Origin of the sequence: Hyphomonas oceanitis (assembly GCF_036964545.1) — a bacterium.
GTDB lineage: Bacteria > Pseudomonadota > Alphaproteobacteria > Caulobacterales > Hyphomonadaceae > Hyphomonas > Hyphomonas oceanitis.
In genome coordinates this window covers 358,251-379,214 of record NZ_JBALTL010000001.1, presented here as the reverse complement: position 1 = coordinate 379,214, position 20,964 = coordinate 358,251, and the positions used below count along the sequence as shown (strand labels likewise).

The 20,964-nt window shown below is 63.2% G+C and carries 21 protein-coding genes; 17 read left to right on the top strand and 4 right to left on the bottom strand.

Features of this window, described 5'->3' with window-relative positions; genetic code table 11:
* Window position 1: 1 nt before the first annotated feature.
* Entirely contained in the window at window positions 2–2,356 is a 2,355-nt protein-coding gene (locus tag V7651_RS01965) for a bifunctional diguanylate cyclase/phosphodiesterase (RefSeq protein WP_335612010.1), read from the bottom strand.
* Window positions 2,357–2,602: 246 nt separating this feature from the next.
* Between V7651_RS01965 and V7651_RS01960 the strand changes: the two genes are divergently transcribed.
* From V7651_RS01960 to V7651_RS01925, 8 genes are all read left to right on the top strand, one after another.
* A complete protein-coding gene (locus V7651_RS01960; protein WP_335612009.1) occupies window positions 2,603–3,199 on the top strand; it encodes a hypothetical protein in 597 nt (198 codons plus the stop codon).
* Window positions 3,200–3,334: 135 nt separating this feature from the next.
* Complete coding sequence (locus tag V7651_RS01955; RefSeq protein WP_335612008.1) at window positions 3,335–3,649, top strand: PepSY domain-containing protein; 315 nt, start codon at window positions 3,335–3,337, stop codon at window positions 3,647–3,649.
* A 34-nt stretch (window positions 3,650–3,683) separates the two neighbouring features.
* Entirely contained in the window at window positions 3,684–4,367 is a 684-nt protein-coding gene (locus tag V7651_RS01950) for a response regulator transcription factor (RefSeq protein ID WP_034738975.1), read from the top strand.
* Window positions 4,368–4,392: 25 nt separating this feature from the next.
* Window positions 4,393–5,820 carry an ATP-binding protein gene (locus tag V7651_RS01945; protein ID WP_335612007.1) on the top strand — a complete coding sequence of 476 codons (1,428 nt, stop codon included), beginning with the start codon at window positions 4,393–4,395 and terminating at the stop codon, window positions 5,818–5,820.
* Window positions 5,817–6,410, top strand: coding sequence for a tetratricopeptide repeat protein (locus tag V7651_RS01940; protein WP_335612006.1), 594 nt, complete (start codon window positions 5,817–5,819; stop codon window positions 6,408–6,410). Before V7651_RS01945 ends, V7651_RS01940 begins: the two co-directional genes overlap by 4 nt.
* Window positions 6,411–6,613: 203 nt before the next feature.
* Window positions 6,614–7,054, top strand: a complete 441-nt coding sequence (locus V7651_RS01935) for a cytochrome c maturation protein CcmE (RefSeq protein ID WP_335612005.1) — start codon at window positions 6,614–6,616, stop codon at window positions 7,052–7,054.
* Window positions 7,055–8,944 carry a heme lyase CcmF/NrfE family subunit gene (locus tag V7651_RS01930; RefSeq protein WP_335612004.1) on the top strand — a complete coding sequence of 630 codons (1,890 nt, stop codon included), beginning with the start codon at window positions 7,055–7,057 and terminating at the stop codon, window positions 8,942–8,944.
* Window positions 8,941–9,369 (top strand): cytochrome c-type biogenesis protein, encoded by a 429-nt coding sequence (locus V7651_RS01925; RefSeq protein ID WP_335612003.1) that lies wholly within the window; start codon window positions 8,941–8,943, stop codon window positions 9,367–9,369. The genes V7651_RS01930 and V7651_RS01925 overlap by 4 nt, the downstream gene beginning before the upstream one ends.
* On the opposite strand, the gene V7651_RS01920 is transcribed toward V7651_RS01925, so the two are convergent.
* A complete protein-coding gene (locus V7651_RS01920; RefSeq protein WP_335592199.1) occupies window positions 9,366–9,959 on the bottom strand; it encodes a prepilin peptidase in 594 nt (197 codons plus the stop codon). The genes V7651_RS01925 and V7651_RS01920 overlap by 4 nt on opposite strands.
* A 129-nt stretch (window positions 9,960–10,088) precedes the next feature.
* Here V7651_RS01920 and V7651_RS01915 point away from each other — a divergent pair, with 129 nt between their 5' ends.
* From V7651_RS01915 to V7651_RS01875, 9 genes are all read left to right on the top strand, one after another.
* Window positions 10,089–11,324, top strand: coding sequence for a bifunctional alpha/beta hydrolase/OsmC family protein (locus tag V7651_RS01915; protein WP_335612002.1), 1,236 nt, complete (start codon window positions 10,089–10,091; stop codon window positions 11,322–11,324).
* 88 nt (window positions 11,325–11,412) lie between these two features.
* The gene (locus V7651_RS01910) at window positions 11,413–12,948 is read left to right on the top strand and encodes a Do family serine endopeptidase (RefSeq protein ID WP_035537316.1); all 1,536 of its coding nucleotides are present in this window, start codon (window positions 11,413–11,415) and stop codon (window positions 12,946–12,948) included.
* Window positions 12,949–12,998: 50 nt separating this feature from the next.
* Window positions 12,999–13,670, top strand: coding sequence for a response regulator transcription factor (locus V7651_RS01905; RefSeq protein ID WP_035537317.1), 672 nt, complete (start codon window positions 12,999–13,001; stop codon window positions 13,668–13,670).
* A 33-nt stretch (window positions 13,671–13,703) separates the two neighbouring features.
* On the top strand, window positions 13,704–15,104 hold the full coding sequence (locus V7651_RS01900; protein ID WP_035537319.1) for a HAMP domain-containing sensor histidine kinase: 1,401 nt from the start codon (window positions 13,704–13,706) through the stop codon (window positions 15,102–15,104).
* A gap of 3 nt (window positions 15,105–15,107) precedes the next feature.
* The gene (locus V7651_RS01895; protein ID WP_335612001.1) at window positions 15,108–17,795 is read left to right on the top strand and encodes a bifunctional [glutamine synthetase] adenylyltransferase/[glutamine synthetase]-adenylyl-L-tyrosine phosphorylase; all 2,688 of its coding nucleotides are present in this window, start codon (window positions 15,108–15,110) and stop codon (window positions 17,793–17,795) included.
* A gap of 56 nt (window positions 17,796–17,851) precedes the next feature.
* Window positions 17,852–18,361: an EF-hand domain-containing protein gene (locus V7651_RS01890; protein ID WP_335612000.1), complete on the top strand. Its 510-nt coding sequence runs from the start codon at window positions 17,852–17,854 to the stop codon at window positions 18,359–18,361.
* A 164-nt stretch (window positions 18,362–18,525) separates the two neighbouring features.
* Window positions 18,526–19,068, top strand: coding sequence for an RNA polymerase sigma factor (locus V7651_RS01885; protein WP_335611999.1), 543 nt, complete (start codon window positions 18,526–18,528; stop codon window positions 19,066–19,068).
* Window positions 19,065–19,505: a hypothetical protein gene (locus tag V7651_RS01880; RefSeq protein WP_335611998.1), complete on the top strand. Its 441-nt coding sequence runs from the start codon at window positions 19,065–19,067 to the stop codon at window positions 19,503–19,505. Before V7651_RS01885 ends, V7651_RS01880 begins: the two co-directional genes overlap by 4 nt.
* Window positions 19,502–20,017, top strand: a complete 516-nt coding sequence (locus tag V7651_RS01875; RefSeq protein ID WP_335611997.1) for a periplasmic heavy metal sensor — start codon at window positions 19,502–19,504, stop codon at window positions 20,015–20,017. Before V7651_RS01880 ends, V7651_RS01875 begins: the two co-directional genes overlap by 4 nt.
* A gap of 10 nt (window positions 20,018–20,027) precedes the next feature.
* Here V7651_RS01875 and V7651_RS01870 read toward each other — a convergent pair whose 3' ends face one another.
* Both V7651_RS01870 and V7651_RS01865 read right to left on the bottom strand, forming a co-directional pair.
* Entirely contained in the window at window positions 20,028–20,420 is a 393-nt protein-coding gene (locus V7651_RS01870) for a GFA family protein (RefSeq protein ID WP_335611996.1), read from the bottom strand.
* The gene (locus tag V7651_RS01865) at window positions 20,420–20,899 is read right to left on the bottom strand and encodes a YbjN domain-containing protein (protein WP_035537328.1); all 480 of its coding nucleotides are present in this window, start codon (window positions 20,897–20,899) and stop codon (window positions 20,420–20,422) included. The genes V7651_RS01870 and V7651_RS01865 overlap by 1 nt, the downstream gene beginning before the upstream one ends.
* Between the last annotated feature and the right edge of the window lie 65 nt (window positions 20,900–20,964).

Here is a 20,964-nt window from a genome sequence, read left to right as displayed (position 1 = left end):
ATCAGGCGGCTGAGAGCGACGCGAGGGATCTGGCGGATTTCGGGTCGGCCTGGTCCGACGAGATGAAGGGTTCCGGACGGGCGATCAGGAAGCCCTGAATCTCCTCACACAGAAGGCTTCGCAGCAGGCTGGCCTGCTCCTCTGTCTCGACGCCCTCGGCAACGACCGGAATGTCGAGCGAATGAGCAAGGCTAATGATCGCTTCAACGATCGCGCGCGACTTGCGGTCGCCATTCATGGCCGCCACGAAGGAGCGGTCGATCTTGAGCCGGTCGAACGGGAAAGACTGGACATAGCTCATGGACGAGTAGCCCGTGCCGAAATCATCAAGGGCGATCTTGATGCCAATCGCCTTCAGTTGCATCAGGATGGTTGCGGCGAGCTGCTTGTTGAGGATGAGCGCCGTCTCCGTAATCTCGAGTTCAAGACGTGAGGGATTGAGGCCCGTCTCGTGCAAGATGTTGCGTATGTCTTCCACAAGGTCCGGATCGAGGAACTGGCGGGCGGACAGGTTGACCGCGACGGTCTCGTTTGCGTCCCATTCGATGGCAGCTTCGCAGGCGGCACGGATTGTCCAGCGGCCGATATCGTTGATCAGGAGGCTTTGCTCCGCAACCGGAATGAAATTGTCGGGATAGACCATGCCGCGCCCGGGGCGGTTCCAGCGGATGAGCGCTTCGCGGCCCACGATTGCACGCGTATGGCTGCACACTTTGGGCTGGAAGTGGAGGACGAACTGATCGCCCTCGATGGCGTCATGCAGGGCGGTTTCGAGGTCGCGCTTCTGCTCGTGCACTTCATGCAGGGCGGCATCATAGACACGGAAGCAGCCTCGGCCCGCTTCCTTGGCGGCATAAAGGGCGCGGTCGGCAGCGTTGAGCACACGCGCCGTTCCGGTGGCTTCGGGTTCGGCAAGCGCGATGCCGATGCTGGCGCCCATCGACAGGCTGCGCGTGCCGAGCGTGATGGGTGTCGCAAAGGCCTTGAGGATCTTGTTGGCGGTCCATTTGATCTGGTGGATGCTGGAGCGGCCGCGAAGGATGATGGCGAACTCGTCGCCGCCGAGGCGAGCGACCATGTCGGCAGGCGACAGGCAGCCGGAGATCCGGCGGCCGGCAATTTTCAGCAGGCTGTCGCCGGTGGAATGGCCGAACTGGTCGTTCACTTCCTTGAATTCATCAACGTCGATGATGAAGACAGTGAGGTCGGCGCAGGCATAGGGTTTGTCGCGGATGGCGGCTTCGAGTGCCATGTTGAAGGCGGCGCGGTTTGGAAGGCCGGTCAGGGTGTCGCGATAGGCCAGAGCGCGGACCTTGGCTTCCTGGCGTAGCTGGCGCGTGAGGTCGCGCACGGCAAAAACGGTGAAGCCGGCTTCAGAGTCCTGCATGGCGCGGGTGGTGATTTCCACGGTCACGTCATGGCCGCCGGAGATGTGAATGACATGCTCGGCGAGGAGCCTGTCTTTGCCATCGGCGTAATTGTCGAGGTCGTTGAGCTGGAGGATGTCGAAAATGTTGGTGCCCTGCATGTCGTCGCGCGGGATGCCGAGCATGGTTTCGGCGGCCATGTTCGCCTGGATGACCTTGCCGTTTGCGGACACCATGAAGAGCGCCTCCTGCGAGGAATCCGCCAGGGCCGACAGCTTGCGCGATTCAATGTTGCGCATCTGGACGACAAGCGAGTCGAGGCCGGCGGCGAGCGCGGCAAACATCAGGATGAGGCAGATGCTGGTGGCGATGACGACGCTCAGGGCGCCAGCGCCCATCAGCCAGCCAGTGTCAGGTATTGCGGCGAGCGGCGTCATGGTCAGGGCGGCGGTGCCGATGAAGTGAAGGCCAAGAATGGCGAGCATGGCGCAGGCCCAGCTCACCACATTGCGCACGACTGGAAGTGTGCTGAGGCGGAAGCTGTAGGCGAGGGTGTAGAAGCCGCCGCAGAATACGATGGAAAGAAGGACGAGGCGCGGATCATAGGCGATCTCGACACTGTCTTTCATCGCCGTCATGCCGAAATAGTGCATCACGATGACCGTGCCTGAGCCGAGGAGCGCTGCACTGAGCTTGCGAGCGGCGGTGCCGCTATTGCTGGCAACCGCCGTTGCGACCGTGAGTCCGATCACGGCGACCAGCGCTGACATGAGGGTCACGAAGACATCGAACGTGACCGGGAAGCCCGGCTTGTAACCAAGCAGGGCGATGAAGTGCGTGGCCCAGACACCCAGACCGGTCACGATGCCTGCGGCGATGATCCAGCGGCGACTGCCCGTTTCGCTGCGGTCGATCATGCCGCGCTGAAACACCAACAGGGCGCAGACAAGGCTGAAGCCGAGCACAAGCACGGCAATCACCATATGCATAAAATCGTGGTGTTTTGTTAATGAATTGAAAACTATAGACATTTTGTGCTTTCTTCGCGTGCATCACCTATGCGCAGGCGCGTGTATTCGTTCCACTACAGCGTGTTTTAAGTGCGTGAGATCGCAGTTCTCGAGAAAACGGACGGATAAGAGGCCGCAGATCGGTCTGGCACCCCCCTCGGGGGGGATGAATGCAGGGCCGTCTGGCTCTAGGGTGTGACCGAGATGCAGACCTGTGGGGATAAGATGAAACGATACATGTTGTTGCTGCCGCTGGCGGCGCTGGCCGCGTGCGGACAAGGAGAGGCAGCCGGGGAGAAAGACCCTTGCGCGGCGATTTCAACCATCATTGCGGCACGCGCCGAGGCCGAGCCATTTACCAGCCTGCGGGGCGAACAACGTATGCTGGGCGACAGCCCGCTGCCGGATGCCTGGGAATCCAACGCGACCTTTGACGATAGTGCCTGCCGGGTGAGCGTCATGCGCGGCTTCTTTGGTGGCGACACGAATATCCATATCTATACCTGCGACCTGTTCGAGGCGGGAACCATGGACAAGGATGCGGACGGCAAGCTGGCCGAAGCGGCCTATGAGGGTGCCGTTGGCACTGTGAAGGCGTGCCTGGGGGATGCCTGGACCTTCGCGGCGGACACCGAGGATTCGCAGTATGAGGTGTATGGCAAGACGGTCTTCAAGCCGGTCGAGCCCGAGGAGCAGGTGGGCGATTTTATCGCCGACCCGCTCTATGTGGAGATGCACTATGCCGGGTTTGGCGGCGGGCGGAACAGCACGCCAGGCTGGCTGGTGACGCTGCAGGCGCAGAAACAGACCAAGGCTGATTGACCTCAAGGCACCAGGCCCCGGCCGGCGCGAGTCGCGCCTGGGGCGATTTCCGGGCCGGAGGCGGCGTAATCCTGAACAAAACTGATTTCAGACGTTCACTTCACATTCAGGGCTTTGGACCTATACGCTGGGCCCATGAAGCGGATTCTTGCCTCTCTTGCAGCCATTGCGATGCTGTCTGCCGGACCTGCCACCGCGCAGGGCTGGGGCGATTCCTTTTCGCCCAATCAGGCGCGCGATGCCGTGCGCAATGGCAAGACCGTGCCGCTGAGCCGGATATTTGGCATGCTGAAGCAGCAATATGGCGGCTACCAGCTGGGCGCAGACCTTGTGTCCAAGCAGGGTGGCGGCGCCGAATATCATATTGACTGGATGACCGAAGATGGGCGCAAAATGCGCTTTATCGTTGACGCCCAGTCTGGCGCGATCACGGATCGTCGCGGCGGCTAAATCGTGTTAACCCGTTCTACGGAAGGTATTTTTCATGCGTATCCTGGTAGTTGAAGACGATAACGACCTGCGCCGCCAGTTGGCAGACGTGCTGTCGCAATCGGGCTATGCGGTCGATCTGGCTGCGGATGGCGAGGATGGGCACTTCCTTGGCGATACCGAGCCCTATGATGCCGTGATCCTGGACCTGGGCCTGCCGAAAATGGACGGTGTCAGCATCCTGAAGAAATGGCGCGCGGACGGGAAATCCTTCCCCGTGCTGATCCTGACCGCTCGCGACCAGTGGAGCGAGAAGGTGGCAGGCTTTGATGCCGGCGCCGACGATTACCTGTCGAAACCCTTTGTGACCGAGGAATTGCTGGCACGCCTGCGCGCGCTGCTGCGCCGGGCTGCGGGCCATTCGGCGGCGACGCTGGAAGCCGGCAAGCTGATGGTCGATACGCGCGCCGCGCGAGCCATGGTCAATGGCGAACCGATCAAGCTGACCGCGCATGAATACCGTGTGCTGTCCTACCTGATGCATCATCAGGGCCGGGTCGTGCCGCGCACGGAACTGGTCGAGCATATCTACGATCAGGATTTCGACCGCGATTCGAACACGATCGAAGTGTTCATCGGGCGCCTGCGCCGCAAGATCGGCGTTGACCGGATCCAGACCGAGCGCGGCCTTGGCTATCGCCTGATCGTGCCGGAAAACGAGGCGCGCGTTGCAGGCTAGGCGCCTGCCGTGCCAGACCGTTTGAATGGACGCAGCCGACACACCCAAGCCCCGTTTCCTTGACCGCTGGTCGAGCGTTTCGCTCGCCCGGCGGATCATGATTGCGGCGGCGATCTGGGGTTTCGTGGTGCTGATCGGCGGGGCGCTGGCCCTGTCGGCGCTCTACCGCGCCCAGACGCTGACCCTGCTGGAAGAAGACCTCGACCAGACGCTGGTGACACTGACGCGCGAGATGACCCGCGAGGAGGCCTTCCTGGCCGATGGCCGGGTGACCGATACCGAGCGCCAGTTCCTGACCAGCGATGCGCGTTTCCAGACGCAGTATTCCGGCCAGTACTGGGCCGTTGTCGGCCTGACGCCGGACCTGACGATCTCCGGCGACTTCCGCTCAAAGAGCCTCTGGGATGAACCGGTGCCGGTGACCGAGATCCAGATACGCCGCGCGGTGGCCGACCCGGGCACGACACAATTTGATGATTATGCCGGGCCGGCTGACCAGAAGGTGCGCTCTGCGGCCAAGGCGATTCTTGTGGAGAACCGCGAGACGCCGCTTATACTTGTGGCGGCGGCCGACCGGACACCGAATGATGCCGCCGCGACGCGCTTCCGCAACATGTTGTTCGGCACGATGATTGCGCTGTTTGGCGGCGTGTTTGCGGCCATGGTGGCGGGCATCCGATTTTCGCTGCAGCCGCTGAAGCGGATCGAGCGCGACATTGCAGACATCCGCGAAGGCAATCGCCAGACGCTGCGCGACGGCTACCCCATCGAAGTGCGCCCGCTGACCGAGGAGCTGAACAAGCTGATCGGGCATAACCGCGTCGTGGTGGAGCGCGCGCGCACGCATGTGGGTAACCTTGCGCATGCGCTGAAAACGCCGCTCGCCGTGCTGCGCAATGAGGCGAAGGGCGAGACGCAGCTGGATGATGTCGTGCGGCGCCAGACCGAGTCCATGCACGCGAATGTCGAGCATTACCTGAAGCGGGCGCGGATGGCGGCGCGGGCCGAGACGCTGGGCGCACGCACCGATGTGACGCAGGTGGTTGAGGCCCTGGCGCGCTTGCTGAACCGGCTCTTCGATGCGAAGGGCGTGAATGTCAGCGTCGAGGATGGCGCAGGCGCAGTGTTCCGCGGCGAGAAGCAGGATTTCGAGGAAATGATCGGCAACCTGATGGACAATGCCTGCAAGTGGGCGAAGGCGGAGGTGTGTGTGCGCATTTCCGACAGCGCCGAGGCATTGGTCATTGATGTCGAGGATGACGGCCCCGGCCTGCCGCCCGAAGCGCGCGAAGGCGCGATGAAGCGCGGCGTGCGGCTGGACGAGACGACGCCGGGCACGGGCCTTGGCCTGTCCATCGTTGCGGAGCTGGCGGAGTTGCACAAGGGCAGCCTTGAACTGGGCGAGAGCCAGATGGGCGGCCTTCAGGCAAGGTTGAGGTTTCCGAAATCATGACACGGTTGCAGGCAATTATCGTGGGGGTTTGCCTCGTGCTGGGCATCGCTGGCTATGCCGTGTTCGGGCGGCCGGGCATGGGCGACCTGCCGATGAAGGAACGCCAGGCCGAGATCATGGAGAAAATCCGCACGGCGCCGGAAACGCTGACGCCCGCCGAGACGCTGGCGCGGCTGGAGCAGACCTCCATCGACCAGCCCGACGCGCCGGAGCCGCAATATTATATCGGTGTGATCATGCGCCAGCAGAACCGGCCGGACGATGCGGCGCGGGCCTTCCAGTCTGCGCTGCGGCGGGACGGCACCTATGTGCCGGCGCTGATTGGCCTCGCTGATGTGCTGGTGGAACTGGATGGCGGCGGCGTGACCACAGATGCCGCGCGGCTTTATGCGCGGGCCTATGAGTTGGACCCGACCGAAGTGCGCGCCGGCATGTGGGCGGCCATGGGCGCAGCGCAGGCAGGCGATCAGGACAAGGCGGCAGAGATGATGCGCGCCGTGTTTGCCAACCTGCCGGAAGACGACCCGCGCCGGGAACGCTTTGCGCCGATGCTGGATGCGATTGGCCGGGAAGCGCCTGCGGAGCAGTAGGGGGTAGGGCCCTCACCTCCCATTGCTGCGCAATGGGCACCTCCTCTCCCAGAGGGAGAGGGGTTTACAGCTCTACACTACTAACACCTGTCCCTCTGGGAGAGGAGGGGCCCGCGCCCAGAGGCGTGGGAGGTGAGGGTGGCCGAAGCTTGCTGTATCTGCCGCACTGTCAAATCGGGCGGTTCCCAGTATAGATGGCCGTCATGAGAGCCCGGACCCGCAGATTGTGGACATTTGGCGTGGCGGCTGCCCTGTTGCTGGCGGCGGCGGCGCTTGCATTCTTTGCCCTGCGGCAGAATGCGAACCTGTTTTACACGCCCGAAGTGCTGGCCGAAAAAGGCCTGCCTGCGCCCGGCAAGGACGTGAAAGTGGGCGGCTGGGTCGAGCCCGGCTCGCTGACCTATCCCGGCGATGGCAGCGAAATGGTGTTCACCATTATCGACAATAGCCCTGACACGATCACCGTGAGCTTTACAGGCATTGCGCCAGACCTGTTCCGTGAGGGACAGGGCGTGGTGGCGATCGGGTCGTTTGATGCGAGCGGCAAGTTCACCGCGCGGCAAGTGCTGGCCAAGCATGACGAGAATTACCAGCCGCGTGAGCTGCGCCCGCTGGGCGCTGGCCCGGACCAGAACGCCAGCTAGATGATCGAGCTTGGCCACCTTGCCGCGTTCCTGGCGCTGGCCGCCTCGCTGGCGCAGGGCGTGCTGGGCCTGATGGGCGCACGCGCGCTGGCCGGACGCGCGGCGCTGGTGGCGCTTGGCGTGATGACGCTGTCTTTCCTGACGCTTGTGGTGGCCTTTGCGCGGTCGGACTTCTCGCTGGCGCTGGTGGCGAACAATTCCCACACGCTGAAGCCGATGCTCTACAAGGTCGCGGGTGCGTGGGGAAACCATGAAGGCTCGATGGCGCTCTGGTGCCTCGTGACGCTGGGCTTTGGCGGCGCGGGCGCGCTGTGGATGCGCACGGGGCGCGACGTGTTCGAGGCGCGGACGCTGGGCGTGCAGGGCTGGCTTGCGACGGGCGCGCTGTCTTACCTCCTTTTTGCCTCCTCACCCTATTTACGGCTGGACCCGGCGCCGCTGCAGGGGGCGGGGCTGAACCCGATCCTGCAGGACCCGGCGCTCGCCTTCCATCCACCCATGCTTTACCTCGGCTATGTCGGCTTCTCGTTCGTCTTCGCGCTGGCGGCGGCGGGCCTGATGGAGGCGCGGATTGACCGCGTGTGGGCCAAGGAGGCGCGGCGCTGGGCGCTGGCAGCCTTCGTGCCCCTCACCATCGGCATCGCGCTCGGCTCTTACTGGGCCTATTACGAGCTTGGCTGGGGCGGCTGGTGGTTCTGGGACCCGGTGGAAAATGCCTCGCTGATGCCATGGCTGATCGGTGCAGCGCTACTGCACTCGGTGGCGGTGACGGAGAAGCGCGGGAATTTTGCGGCCTGGACGGCGCTGCTGGCCGTGCTGGCCTTCCTGTTCTCGGTGATGGGGGCGTTCCTTGTGCGCTCCGGCGTGCTGACGTCCGTGCATGCGTTCGCGGTGGACCCGAAGCGGGGCATGGTGCTGCTGACCGGGCTGGTGGTTTACGGCACGTTTGCGCTCGGCCTGTTTGCGTTGCGGGCGCCGAAGCTGGAGGGTGGCAAGCCGTGGCAAATGCTGAGCCGCGAGGGCGCGCTGGCGGTGAACAATGTGGTGCTTGTGGTGGCGGCTTTGACCGTTCTGCTGGGCACGCTGTTCCCGCTGATGGCCGAAGCGGCGGGCCGGACAATTTCCGTTGGCGAGCCGTATTTCCGGCTGACTTTTGTGCCGATGCTGGCCGCGTTGCTGGCGATCCTGCCGGTGGTTCAGGTGTGGAGCTGGGCCAAGGCTGACCTCTCGATGCTGTGGAAATGGGCGGCGGGCGGTGTGGCGCTGGTGGCTGTGTTCATGGCGCTGGGCGTGGGCCTTTGGGACATTCCGCTGGGCGCGGCTTTCGGGCTGGCGCTGGGCGTGTGGCTGCTGTTCGGCTCGGTGTGGGAATTGCGACGCCGGGCGGTGACCTGGGGCCGTGTATTCAGGATGCCGTTGCGGGTTTGGGGCATGACGCTGGCGCATATCGGACTCGGCGTTTTCGTGATCGGCGCAGTGGTGGAAACCACGCAGCGCTATGAAGCGACGCTGGCGCTGCCAGCGGGTGGCTCGGGCACGGTTGCCGGGTGGAACATCACGCTGGAGGATGTGCGCGCGATCGAGGGGCCGAACTGGTATGCCGACAAGGCGGACATCACGGCGCGGCGTGGCAGCGCCAAGGCCGAGATGGCGCCGACCAAGCGCTATTATCCTGCCGCGCGTATGCCGACGACCGAGACGGCGATCCACAAGACCGGCACGGGCGACCTTTATGTGGCGCTGGGTGACCGGCGCGATGTGGACGGCGAGACGCGCTGGGTGTTCCGGGTGTATTTCAATCCGCTGATCGATTTGGTGTATCTTGGGGTTCTGTTGATGGGGCTCGGCGCGTTTTTCAGCTTGCTGCCTGTCCGGAGGAAACCTGCATGATCTTGCTGCGTGGGATGTTCCTGAGTATCGCCGCCTGTTTACTGGCTCTGACATGTGCGGCGCAGGCCCTCGACGACCCGGCCGAGGAGGCGCGGGCGCAGTCGCTGATGCGGGAGCTGCGCTGCGTGGCCTGCGAGAATGAGCCGATTTCGCAATCGTCAGCGTCAATTGCCGAGGACATGCGGGCGCGCGTGCGCACGATGGTCGGCGAGGGCGCGAGCGACGACGAGGTTCGCGACTGGTTTGAGAGCCGCTATGGCGAGTTCGTGCTGTTCCGTCCGACGGGCAAGGGTCTTAGCGGGCTGCTTCTGTGGGGCGCGCCGTTTGGCCTGTTGATTGTCGGCGGGCTGATTGCGTTCGGCGTCGCGCGGCGACGGCAGGCGGGCGTAAGCGAAGTCGAGCCGGTGGCGCCTGAAGACGTTTAATAGAGCTGCAGCAGCCCCAGATGCGGGCTGGCGAGCCACACGATCCATCCTGCCAGCGCAATGAAGGGCCCGAAGGCGATGGCCGTGTCGGAGGCCATGGGGCGCTTGCCTGCGAGGCCGGCAATGAGGGCCGCGACCAGTCCCGTCAGGGAAGCAACGAGCAGGACGGGCGCAAGGCCCGGCCAGGCAACCCACATGCCGATGGCGCCGAGCAGTTTCGCATCGCCGCGCCCGAGGCCGTCGCGCCCGCGCAGGCGCTTGTAGGCCAATTCGAGCGCAACGAGCGCGCCATAGCCGACGGCGGCGCCGATGAGGTGATGGGGCCACAGGTCCGGCCGCGTCAGGGCGACCATGATGACGCCAAAGATGAGGACGGTGAAATTCAGCGCGTCGGGCAGGCGCAGCGTGACCATGTCCACGGCCGCGAGCGCGATCAGCAGGGCGCCGAAACTGAGCGACAGGAGAATGGTGCCGGGCGGCGCAAACAGCCACGCGCTGAGGACCATCAGCGGCAGTGTAATCGCGACGAGAACGTGGACGGGCTTCATGCTGAGTTCGAAGAGTTCCGCGCGATTGAGTCTGAGTGCCACGAACGGCATGCGGGCCGTGCAAGTCAAGCCTGAGCGGCGTGTTTCGTTAGGCAGGAGCGGGCGCCGTGGCCTTGCGCCGGGGGGCGGGTTCCCCCAGTTCTTGTGTCTGTAAGCATTCAGGGAGCTGACATGGGCCAATCATATCGCGTCGAATTTCCGGGTTATGACGGAAGCATGCTGGCCGCGCGGCTGGACGAGCCGGTATTCGAGCCGCGTGCCTGGGCGCTGTTTGCGCACTGTTTCACCTGTTCGAAGGACATCTATGCCGCGCGCGAGATTACGGCTGCGCTGGTGGAGCAGGGCATCGGCGTGCTGCGATTCGATTTTACCGGGCTCGGCCATTCGGAAGGCGATTTTTCGAACACGAACTTCTCGAGCAATGTGCAGGATCTGGTCGCGGCGGCCGGTTGGCTGGAGAAGCGGCATGGCGGGCCGCAATTGCTGATCGGGCATTCGCTGGGCGGGGCTGCAGTGGTGGTGGCGGCGCATGAGATTCCGCAGGTGAAGGCTGTGGCGACGATTGGCGCGCCATCGGATGCAGCGCATGTGATCCATTCGATCCGCACCTATGTCGAGGAAATCGAGACAGAAGGCGAGGCGGAGGTTGAGCTGGACGGACGCCCGTTTCGGCTGAAACGCCAGTTCCTGGAAGATGTGCGCGGCGCAAAGGTGACCGGGGCGGCTGCCGCCCTGAAGCGGCCGCTTCTGGTGCTGCATGCGCCGCTGGATGAAACGGTCGGTATCGAAAATGCGACCGGCCTGTTCGTGGCCGCGCGGCACCCGAAATCCTTTATCAGCCTCGACAAGGCGGATCATTTGCTGACTTCGCAGGCCGACGCCAGACGCGCCGGGACAATGATCGCAGCGTGGGCCGAGCCCTATATCTACGAGGCTGGCGTGGCGATGCCGGCGCAGGAAACGGGTGGCACGCGCGACGTATTCGTGCGGGAAACGGGGCGCGGAAAATACGAAAACGCGATTGTCATCGGCGATTTTGTGGGGATTGCGGATGAGCCGGTTGACGTCGGCGGCGGCGGCAAGGGGGCAGACCCCTATGAATATCTGGCGGCCGGACTGGGCGCCTGTACGTCCATGACGCTGCGCATGTATGCCGACAGGAAGGGCTGGCCGCTGGACCGTGTGAGCGTGTCGATCACCCGTACGAGGGACTATCCGGACGATTGCGAGCATTGCGAGGAGGGACGAAAGATCGATGTGTTCCACCGCGCGATCACAATTGAGGGAGCTCTGGACGCGGACCAGCGTGCCCGGATGATGGACATTGCTGACAAATGCCCGGTCCACCAGACACTTGAGGCGGGTGCCAGGGTGCAAACGGTAGAAAACCCAATGAAATCTACCTAACTGTCTTTTAATGACCACATTGCCCCGGACATGTTTATCTAGGCAGTGTTCGGCTAACCGACACAATTTCAGTGACTTGGAGAGACTAATGAAGAATTTTGGCATTTCGAGACAAGCCCTGGTGGCGGCTGTCTTCGGCGCGGCGGCCGTAGGCACGTTCACGCTGTCGCCGAAGATCTTCAGCCCGCACGCGGACGCACAGCCCATCGCCATCGAAGCGCCGCAGGGCGCGCCCCTCAGCTTCGCTGACCTGATCGAACGGGTTGAGCCGTCGGTTGTGAGTGTGAACGTGGTGAGCGAGCGCGAAGTGGGCAAGCTGGCCGACATGGAGCAGTTCTTTGAACAGTTCCGCGGCATGCCCGGCTTTGACGAGTTCCTCGAGAACCGCGAAAAGGAAGAAAAGGAAAACCCGGAGCCCGAGACCCAGGAAGCGCGTTCGCTCGGGTCGGGCTTCCTGATTTCCAAGGATGGCTATGTGGTGACCAATAACCACGTCGTCGAGAATGCCAAAGAGATCGAAGTGACGCTCAAGGACGGGCGCGAGATGGAAGCCGAACTTGTCGGCACCGACCCGCAGACCGACCTGGCCGTGCTGCGCATCAAGGAAAAGGGCGTTTACCCCTACGTTCGCTTCGGCAACTCGCACACGATGCGCAAGGGCGACTGGGTTGTGGCGCTCGGCAACCCGTTCGGCCTCGGCGGTACAGCAACGGCGGGTATTCTGTCGGCTGACGGTCGTGATATTGGCGCCGGTCCTTACACAGACTTTCTGCAGATTGATGCCTCGATCAACCGGGGTAACTCCGGCGGCCCGACCTTTGACCTCAATGGCAACGTGATCGGCGTCAACACGGCAATCTTCTCGCCAACCGGTGGCTCGGTCGGTATCGGCTTTGCCATTCCGGCAGAGCTGGCCGATGAAGTGACCCAGGCGATCATCAAGGATGGACGCGTGTCACGTGGCTGGCTCGGTGTTGCGATCCAGGACCTGACCGAAGACATGGCCGAGGCCCAGGGGCTGAAGGATGATGCCGGTGCAATCATCGCCGACGTCACCATCGGTAGCCCGGCAGAAAAAGGCGGTCTTGAGCGCGGCGACATCATCCTCTCGGTCAATACCCAGAAGGTGAAGGATGCCACGACCACGACGCGTCTTGTTGGCAAGCTGATCGCCAATACCTCGAACAAGTTCGAAATCCTGCGCGGTGGCAAGAAAAAGACTGTCAGCGTGACGGTTGGCGAACGCCCGGATGACCTGACTGCGCGTGTTGTGCCTGCTTCGGGATCGAAAGCCCCGGCCGCTGAAGACAATAGCACGGAGCTCGGCGATCTCGGCGTCACTTTCAAGCCGATGGACGAGGAAACCCGTGAGAAGCTCGGCCTCAAGAGCGGTGAGCACGGCCTCGTCATTACGGACGTGAGCCGCAAGGGCGTGTTCGAGGAAGCGGGCCTTCAGGTCGGCATGGTGATCCTTGAAGCCAATAATGCGCCGGCCACTTCGGTGGATGCATTCCAGAAAGCGATCGCGGATGCGAAGAAATCCGGCCGGACCAAGGTGCTTGTCGCCGTGCGTATCGGTCAGATTACCAACTATCGCACCCTCGACCTGACGACAAAAGGATAGGATAAATGATGCAGGACACCTTGGTGGAGAATACAGCCGTGGGAGACACTATGCGCGTACTGGTCATTGAAGATGATGCCGAGATGGCGAACTTCATCGAAAAGGTGCTGCTGGAAGCAGGCCATAGCGTCGACAAGGCGATTGATGGTGAGCGCGGTCTCGAATTGGCCCGCTCGACCGATTTCGATGCGCTGGTTGTGGATCGCATGCTGCCCGCCAAGGATGGCCTGACCCTGCTGAAGGAATACCGGGAGGCCGGCGGCACCACGCCGGCCCTCTTCCTCTCGGCGCTGGGCGATGTCCAGAACCGCGTTCAGGGCCTGAAGGCCGGGGCGGACGACTATCTGTCCAAGCCCTTTGCGCCTTCGGAGCTGGCGGCGCGTGTCGAGGCCCTCGGCCGTCGTCAGGCGGGTGAGCCACAGGTTACCGCGCTGAAGGCCGGCGACCTGGAGATGAACCTGCTCAGCCGCAAGGTGACCCGTGCCGGCAAGAAGATCGATCTTCAGCCGCGCGAATTCCGCCTGCTCGAATACCTCATGCGCCATGCCGGACAGGTCGTGACCCGCACGATGCTGCTCGAAAAGGTCTGGGACTATAATTTCGACCCCCAGACCAACGTGATCGACGTGCACATCTCGCGCCTGCGCGCGAAGATCGACAAGGAGTTCGATGAGCCCCTGCTGCACACTGTTCGCGGCGCTGGCTATCGTTTGCAGGGCTAGACGGCCCGCCCACAGACTGGCACGAGGCGAGTCATGAAACTCGGCCTGCCGACCTTCCTGCGTACGACGACGTTCAAACTGGCGCTGCTTTACAGCGCCATGTTTGCGGCGTTCTCGGCCGCATTGCTGGTCTATCTCTATTATTCGACGGTGTACTATATCCGCAACGAATCCGACCGGCGGCTCGACCTTGAGTTCGAGCAGCTGGGCAACGCGTATTTTACCGGCGGCATGGAACGGCTGAGCCAGTCCGTGCTGGAGCGCATGACGCGCACGGGCTCGACCTATTTTTATTATCTGGAGGACTCGTCCGGCCGGAAGATTGCCGGGCATTTCGGGCGCATGCCCGTCGCGCCACCGGAAGCCGATTCCAAGACCGTCTATTTCGATTTTGACCAGCCTGAGCCGGATGGTTCTGTCATCGTGCGTTCGGCGGCGGGCAAGTTCGTTCGCCTGCGCGACAATGGCGGGGCGCTGCTGGTGGCCTTCGACACGGCGCAGCAGACGGCTATCGTGGGGCGCATCCAGCGGGCCATCTTCATAGCGGCGCCGATTGGCCTGTTCCTGTCGCTGCTGGGCGGCGTGCTGAGTTCGCGCGGCGCTGCGAGCCGAGCCGATGACCTGGCACGCACGGCGGAAGCGGTGATGGGCGGCGAGCTGGGGCGGCGCGTGCCGGTGCGCGGATCGGGCGACGAGTTCGACCGGCTGGGCCAGCGCATCAATGCCATGCTCGACCAGATCGAGAAGCTGGTGGATGCCACCCGCAACACGGGCAATGCCATCGCACACGACCTGCGCTCGCCGCTGTCGCGGCTGCGCAACCGGCTCGAGATCGCACTGTCGCAGCCGCTGTCGCAGGACGCTGCGAATGCGACGCTCAGCGAGACGGTTGAGGAAGTTGACCGCGTGCTGGCCACGTTCAACGCTATCCTTCGTCTGGCGCGCCTTGAAGCGGGCGCCGAGGGCGAACGGGTGCGCATGGATGTCAGCGAACTGGCCGAAGAGCTGGCGGAACTTTTCGATCCGGCCTGCGAAGAGGCCGAGCTCTCGTTCAAGAGCCAGATCGCACGGCACATGATGATCCTTGGCGACCGCGACCTGATCGGGCAGGCGCTGGCCAATATGCTCGACAATGCCGTGAAATATACGCCGGCCGGCGGGGCGATCTCGTTCACCGTGCAGCGCGGGCCGGACGGGACAATAGACCTGACCGTCGTGGATTCGGGGCCGGGCGTGCCTGAGGCCGCGCGGGCGCTCGTGGTCCAGCGGTTCCAGCGGCTCGATTCCGCGCGTACGCAGCCGGGCTCGGGCCTTGGCCTGTCGCTGGTCGATTCGGTGGCTGACATGCATGGCGGCCGCTTGATGCTGCAGGATGCGGGCGGCCCGCCGGAACGTCCCGGCCTGAAGGCAGTCCTGCGTCTGCCGAGGGCCTGATCCATGCTGAAGATACGCCCTCTTGCCGCCACGCCTGAGGCTGCGCTGGCCGCAGCGCTGGCGAATGCGCCTTACCTGCGGCGCCTGTCGGAACGGACCGAGGCGCGCAGTTTCGAGGCGGCCCTGGCGGATGTGACCGGCCTGCCGGCGGATACGCCCATTGAGGACGCCATGCGCGTGCTGCGCAAGGCCAAGGCGGCGGTGCACCTGTCGCTGGCGGCCGACGACCTGTCGGGCCAGCGCGACGTGATGCAGGTGACGGCGGCGCTGACAGAGCTGGCGACAGCGTCGGTTCAGGCGGCCTTGCGTGTGGCGCTGGGAAGCCGGGGCCTGACCGACACGGGCATCTTCATCTTTGCGCTCGGCAAGATGGGCGCATTTGAACTCAATTATTCCAGCGATATCGACATCGCGGCCTTCTATGAGCCGGACAGCTTTGACGGCGGGGACCGCACGCCGGGCGAGACAGCCCAGCGCGTGATGCGGGATGTCGTCAGACTGCTCGATGAGATTACGGCCGATGGATATGTCTTCCGGACGGACCTGCGCCTGAGGCCGGACCCCTCTTCGACGCCGCTTGCCGTATCGACCCATATGGCGGACGTCTATTACGAGAGTGTCGGCCAGAACTGGGAACGGATGGTCTGGATCAAGGCGCGTGCGGCGGCGGGCGATAGTGCGGCGGCGGCGCGCTTCATTCAGCGGATGAGCCACTATGTCTGGCGGCGCAATCTCGACTATTGGGCGATTGACGACATCCAGGCGATCAAGCGCATGATCAATACCAAGATCGGCGCCAAAGGGCTGGAGAACCCGGCGCCGGATATCAAGCTGGGCCCGGGCGGCATTCGCGAGATCGAGTTCTTCGTTCAAACGCAGCAGCTGATCCTCGGCGGGCGTCATCCCGCCCTGCGGGACAATTCCACGCTGGGCGCCATGGCGGCGCTGCGGGATGCGGGCATTGTGACCGGCGGCACGGCTGAGGCGCTGTCAGTCGCCTACAAGGCGCTGCGCAATGTCGAACACCGCATCCAGATGCGCCATGACGAGCAGACCCATACAATCCCTGCTGATGTAACTGAACGCGAAGGCGTCGCGGCGCTGTGCGGCTATGACTCGCTTGCCGATTTCGACCGGGACCTCCTGGAGACGCGGCAGCTGGTGCAGGAAGCCTATGACGGCCTCTTCGCGCATGAAGGCCAGCAGGACGACGCCAGCGACATCGGCAACCTCGTGTTCACGGGTGTGGATGACGACCCGGAAACCGTGCGGACGCTGGATGGGCTGGGCTTTACCGACCCGAGCCGCGCGATCGGCACGATCCGCAACTGGCACCGGGGCAGTGTGCCGGCGACACGTACGGTACGCGGGCGCGAATTGCTGACGGCGATCCTGCCGCGCATGTTGACCGCGATGGGCGAGACCGGCGAACCGGACGAGGCGTTCCGCTGGTTCTCGCGCTTCTTCAGCGGGCTGTCCTCCGGCGTGCAGACACTGTCCATGCTGCTCGCCAAGCCGGACCTGCTGGACGATCTTGTGGCGACGCTGGCGCTGGCGCCGCGCCTTGCGGAAATCCTGTCGCGCCGGCCGGATCTGCTGGAGGCACTGGTGAGCGGCGATGCGCCTGTGCCCCCGCGCGCGGATGCGGCAACGAACTTTGACGCGGCGCTGGATGACTGGCGCCGGTATCATCGCGAGCAGAGTTTCCTGATCGGGCATCGCCTGCTGCACGGACTGATCAATGCCTCCGATGCGGCGGTTCACTGGTCGCGTCTGGCCGATGAGACGATCCGGCAGATGGCGTCTGCCGCTGAAGTCGAGACCGTGCGCCGCTACGGCGAGGCGCCGGGCACATGGGGCGTGTTTGCCATGGGCAAGCTGGGAGGTTCCGAACTGACGGCGGGTTCTGACCTCGACATCATCGTGATCTATGACGCTCCCTCGCTGGAGGCGCAAAGCTGGTTCACGCGTGTGACGCAGCGCCTGATAACGGCGCTGACGGCACCGACGGCGGAAGGCGCGCTTTATGAAGTCGACATGCGCCTCAGGCCGTCAGGGCGGGGCGGGCCAGTGGCCGTGAGCCTGTCGGCCTTCGAGCGCTACCAGAATGACGAGGCCTGGACCTGGGAACATATGGCGCTGACGCGGCTACGCTTCGTGGCTGGCGATGCCGGGCTGGGCGCAAGTGTGCTGACGGTGGCCAAGGCGGCGATTGCTGCGCGGGCAGAGAAGGATTCCGGGCAGATTGCGCAGGATGTGTCCGACATGCGGATGCGGCTCTACAAGGAAAAGCCGGGCAAGGGCCTCTGGGACCTGAAAACAGAACAGGGCGGCCTGATCGATATCGAGTTCATCGTGCAGGAAGCCATGCTGATGGCGGGCCGGCCGGAGTGCATCTGGCCAAACGTTGAGGACGCCCTGAAGGGTATTCCAGCCAGCGCAGCCGAGCCCGATGCGGACTATGGCGTGCTGGAGGAAGCCCTGGCTTACCTGCATGCACTGCAACAGGTTCAGCGCCTTGCGATAGGCAGCGACATGGAAGCGGACGAGATTCCGGACGGGCTGAAAGACAGGCTATGCCGCGCTGTTGGCGCCGAGGATTTCGCATCGCTGGAGGCGCGGCTCGCGGACCTGAAAGCCAAGGTTCATGAGATTGCTGTAAGGAAACTGCACCTGGTCGCGACGGATTAGCGACCGACCTCCGTTGAACGTGTGATGGGTTAATCACGATAACGGAGGAATACCTCATGAAACGTATAACACTCGCAGCACTTCTTGGATCAGTCGCACTGGTTGTTGCCGTGCCGCTGGCCGCACAGGCCGAACGCGGTGGTGACCGTCATGGCGGCATGCGCGGCGAACATATAAAAGCCGTGGATGCCAATGGCGATGGCGACATCTCAAAAGCAGAAGTTGAAGCCTTTCAGGCCAAGATCTTTGCCGAGGCCGACGCTAACAAGGACGGCTCGCTGACACTGGCCGAAATGAATGCGCACCATGAAGCCATGGAAGCCAAGCGCAAGGCCGAACGCCAGCAAGCCATGTTTGCTAAGCTCGATACTGACGGCAATGGCAAGATCAGCAAGGCTGAATTCGAGACCCGGCCCATGCGCGGCATGGAACGCATGGACACCGATGGTGACGGCACTGTGACCGAGGAAGAACGTGAAGCGGCCCGCGCCAAGATGAAAGACCATCGCGGCAAATGGGTCCATCGCGGAGACGGTGCACCGCCTGAAACGCCAGACGCTGAATAGGCCGGGCTAACGGACAGCCAGGCGGGCCGGAGGCATGATATGCGAATTCCTTTCCTTGCATCGCAGACTCACTTGCGTCCGGCTCGCCTGGCAACCCGCTTTTCATTGCCGACCTGTGGTGAAGGCGTTTCCACTTTGCGGCATCGCAGGATAGACACGGTTTCGTGGCGTTCTCATCAGACCTTGACCAGATCACGCGTGCGGCTGCCGGCGAACGGCAGGCGGTTTCGGCGCTGGTCAATCGCTACAGCCCCGGTGTGCTGGCGCTTGCCACGCGCATGCTGGGCGACCGGGGGGAGGCTGAGGACGTGACGCAGGAAACATTCATCCGGGCCTGGAAGGCCCTGCCGGACTGGGAACCACGGGCGAAGTTCTCGACCTGGCTGCACCGGGTGGCACTGAACCTTTGCTATGACCGGCTGCGCAAGCGCAGCGAAGCGACCATGGCTGAACCGCCGGAGCAGGTGGACATGGCCTTGCGGCCTGACGATGCGCTCGACCAGGCAGAGCGTGTGAAAGCGGTGGAAGCCGCTATCGCCGCATTGCCGGAGCGCCAGGCCGCTGCCTTGACGCTATGCGCGCTGCAGGACCATTCTCAGGCCGAAGCGGCAGACATAATGGAAATCAGCGTCGAAGCGCTGGAGAGTTTACTGGCACGCGCGCGCAGAGCGCTGCGGGCCGTATTGATGGAGAGGAGTGAGGCATGACGCAGACAATGACCGATGCACGGCTGATCGAACTGATCGAAGCCTGGGGCGCGGATGCCAATGCCTATCCGGAAAGCGAGCGCGACGCTGCCAAGGCCCTTCTTGCCAAGGCGCCTGAACGCTTTGCAGCGGAGCTGAAAGCGGCGCGCGACATGGATGTGCTTCTGGGCGGCATGCCGGAGGTGATGCCTTCGGCTGCGCTGACGGCTGCCCTGATCGACAGTGCGCCGCGTGCACGGGCCGAGCGCCGGAGCTGGTTTGCCGCCATGCCCCGCTGGCCCGCTATTGGTGCGCTGGCTTCGCTCGCCATTGGGCTCGCGATTGGACTCGGAACGGCCCAAACTGCCCCGACAAGCACCACTGAAGACCCCGTCGATACGCTCGTCTATGCCGCGCTGGGCTTTGATACGACTTACACGCAGGAGGCCGCTCAATGAGCGAGACCCGTCCAACCCGCCGGATCCCTTTCTGGCTGACGCTTTCTGTTATGGCCAACCTGTTGCTGGTTGGCCTGCTGATCGGCATGGCGCTGCGCTCGCCTATGCACGGGCGCGGACCGGATGGCAGCGACGGCCCGCGTCCGCCCATGCTGGAAGGCGCGAGCCAGGAAGACCGCATGGTCGTTCGCAAGATGATGATGGAGTCTTTCCGCTCTGCCGAAAAGGAAGTGGAAGACCGGCGCGTCGTACGCAAGCAACTTGGCGAGGCGCTGCAGATTGACCCCTATGATGCCGAAGCTGTGCGCAAGGCGTTTGCGAGCCTGCGCATTGCTGATGAGACCGTGCACGCGACAATCCAGGAGTCGCTGGTTCACAGGATGGGCGACCTTACTCTCGCGCAGCGCAAGTCGCTGGCTGAAATGCTGTCACGCGAACCGGGTGATGATCGCGGCCGTCGCAGGATGCGTATGCGCGATGATGTTGGTGGCCCGCCGCCGGACGAGGATTGATCGGGACGCTTCAGCCTTGTGATTTGTGCGCAAGTGCGCCCGCATTGGCTTCCCAGTTCTGCCCGTCGAACCTGTTGATGGTTACGTCCAGTGACTGCCAGTCATCCAGGCAGCGCCATGTCACGGCAAAACCGTCCGGGTTTGAACGCGGTATGTAGAAGCTCTTGATGCCACACTTGCTGCAGAAAAGGTGCTTGGCGCCGCCCGTGTTGAATGTGTACTCCGTCAGCATGTCCTGACCGCTCAGCAGCCGGAAGCGGCTGGCGGGCACAATGACATGGATGTTGCCGCTCATGGCACAGATCGAGCAATTGCAATCCTCGACCTCGAAGGCATCAGGCAGGTCGACCTCGAAGCGGACAGCGCCGCAATGGCAGCCACCTGCATGCCTGCGCAAAGGCATCAGCCTTCTTCCTGCATATGCGTCACGAATGAATCCAGGATGACGAAGAACAGGTCCACTTCCTCCTTGCCGAGCATGTTCTCATCGGACGTCATGAACGTATAGTCGACACCGATGACATAACCGTCTTCATCCGGCTGGCCGATCAGAAAAGCCCTGCCGAACGGGTAGCTGTCATTGTACTCATTGACCTTCATGTAGTCAGCAAGTGCAGGTGAGCCAGCCATGTCGAACGTCGCAAAGATCATGTTGGAAACGCAGTATTTTTCTGCGTTACAATCCATCATACGGATGGAATAATTGTAGCCATCGCGACTGGCATCAATGCGGGCAATCGTATCATCCACCCACTCGATTGCGACATTAGTACTGTCCGTATTGCGCAGCATGACTGCAACGGCGTCAGGATTGCCTGCGTCGGCGGACGCGGTGAAAGCCATGCTGGCGGCGGCAAGTGCAAGGGCGAGAGACTTCAGCATGCGGGTATCCTTTCAGGAATCAAAGTCCGGTCTTGGCTAAATGTCTCACATTTTCAGGTCGCAGA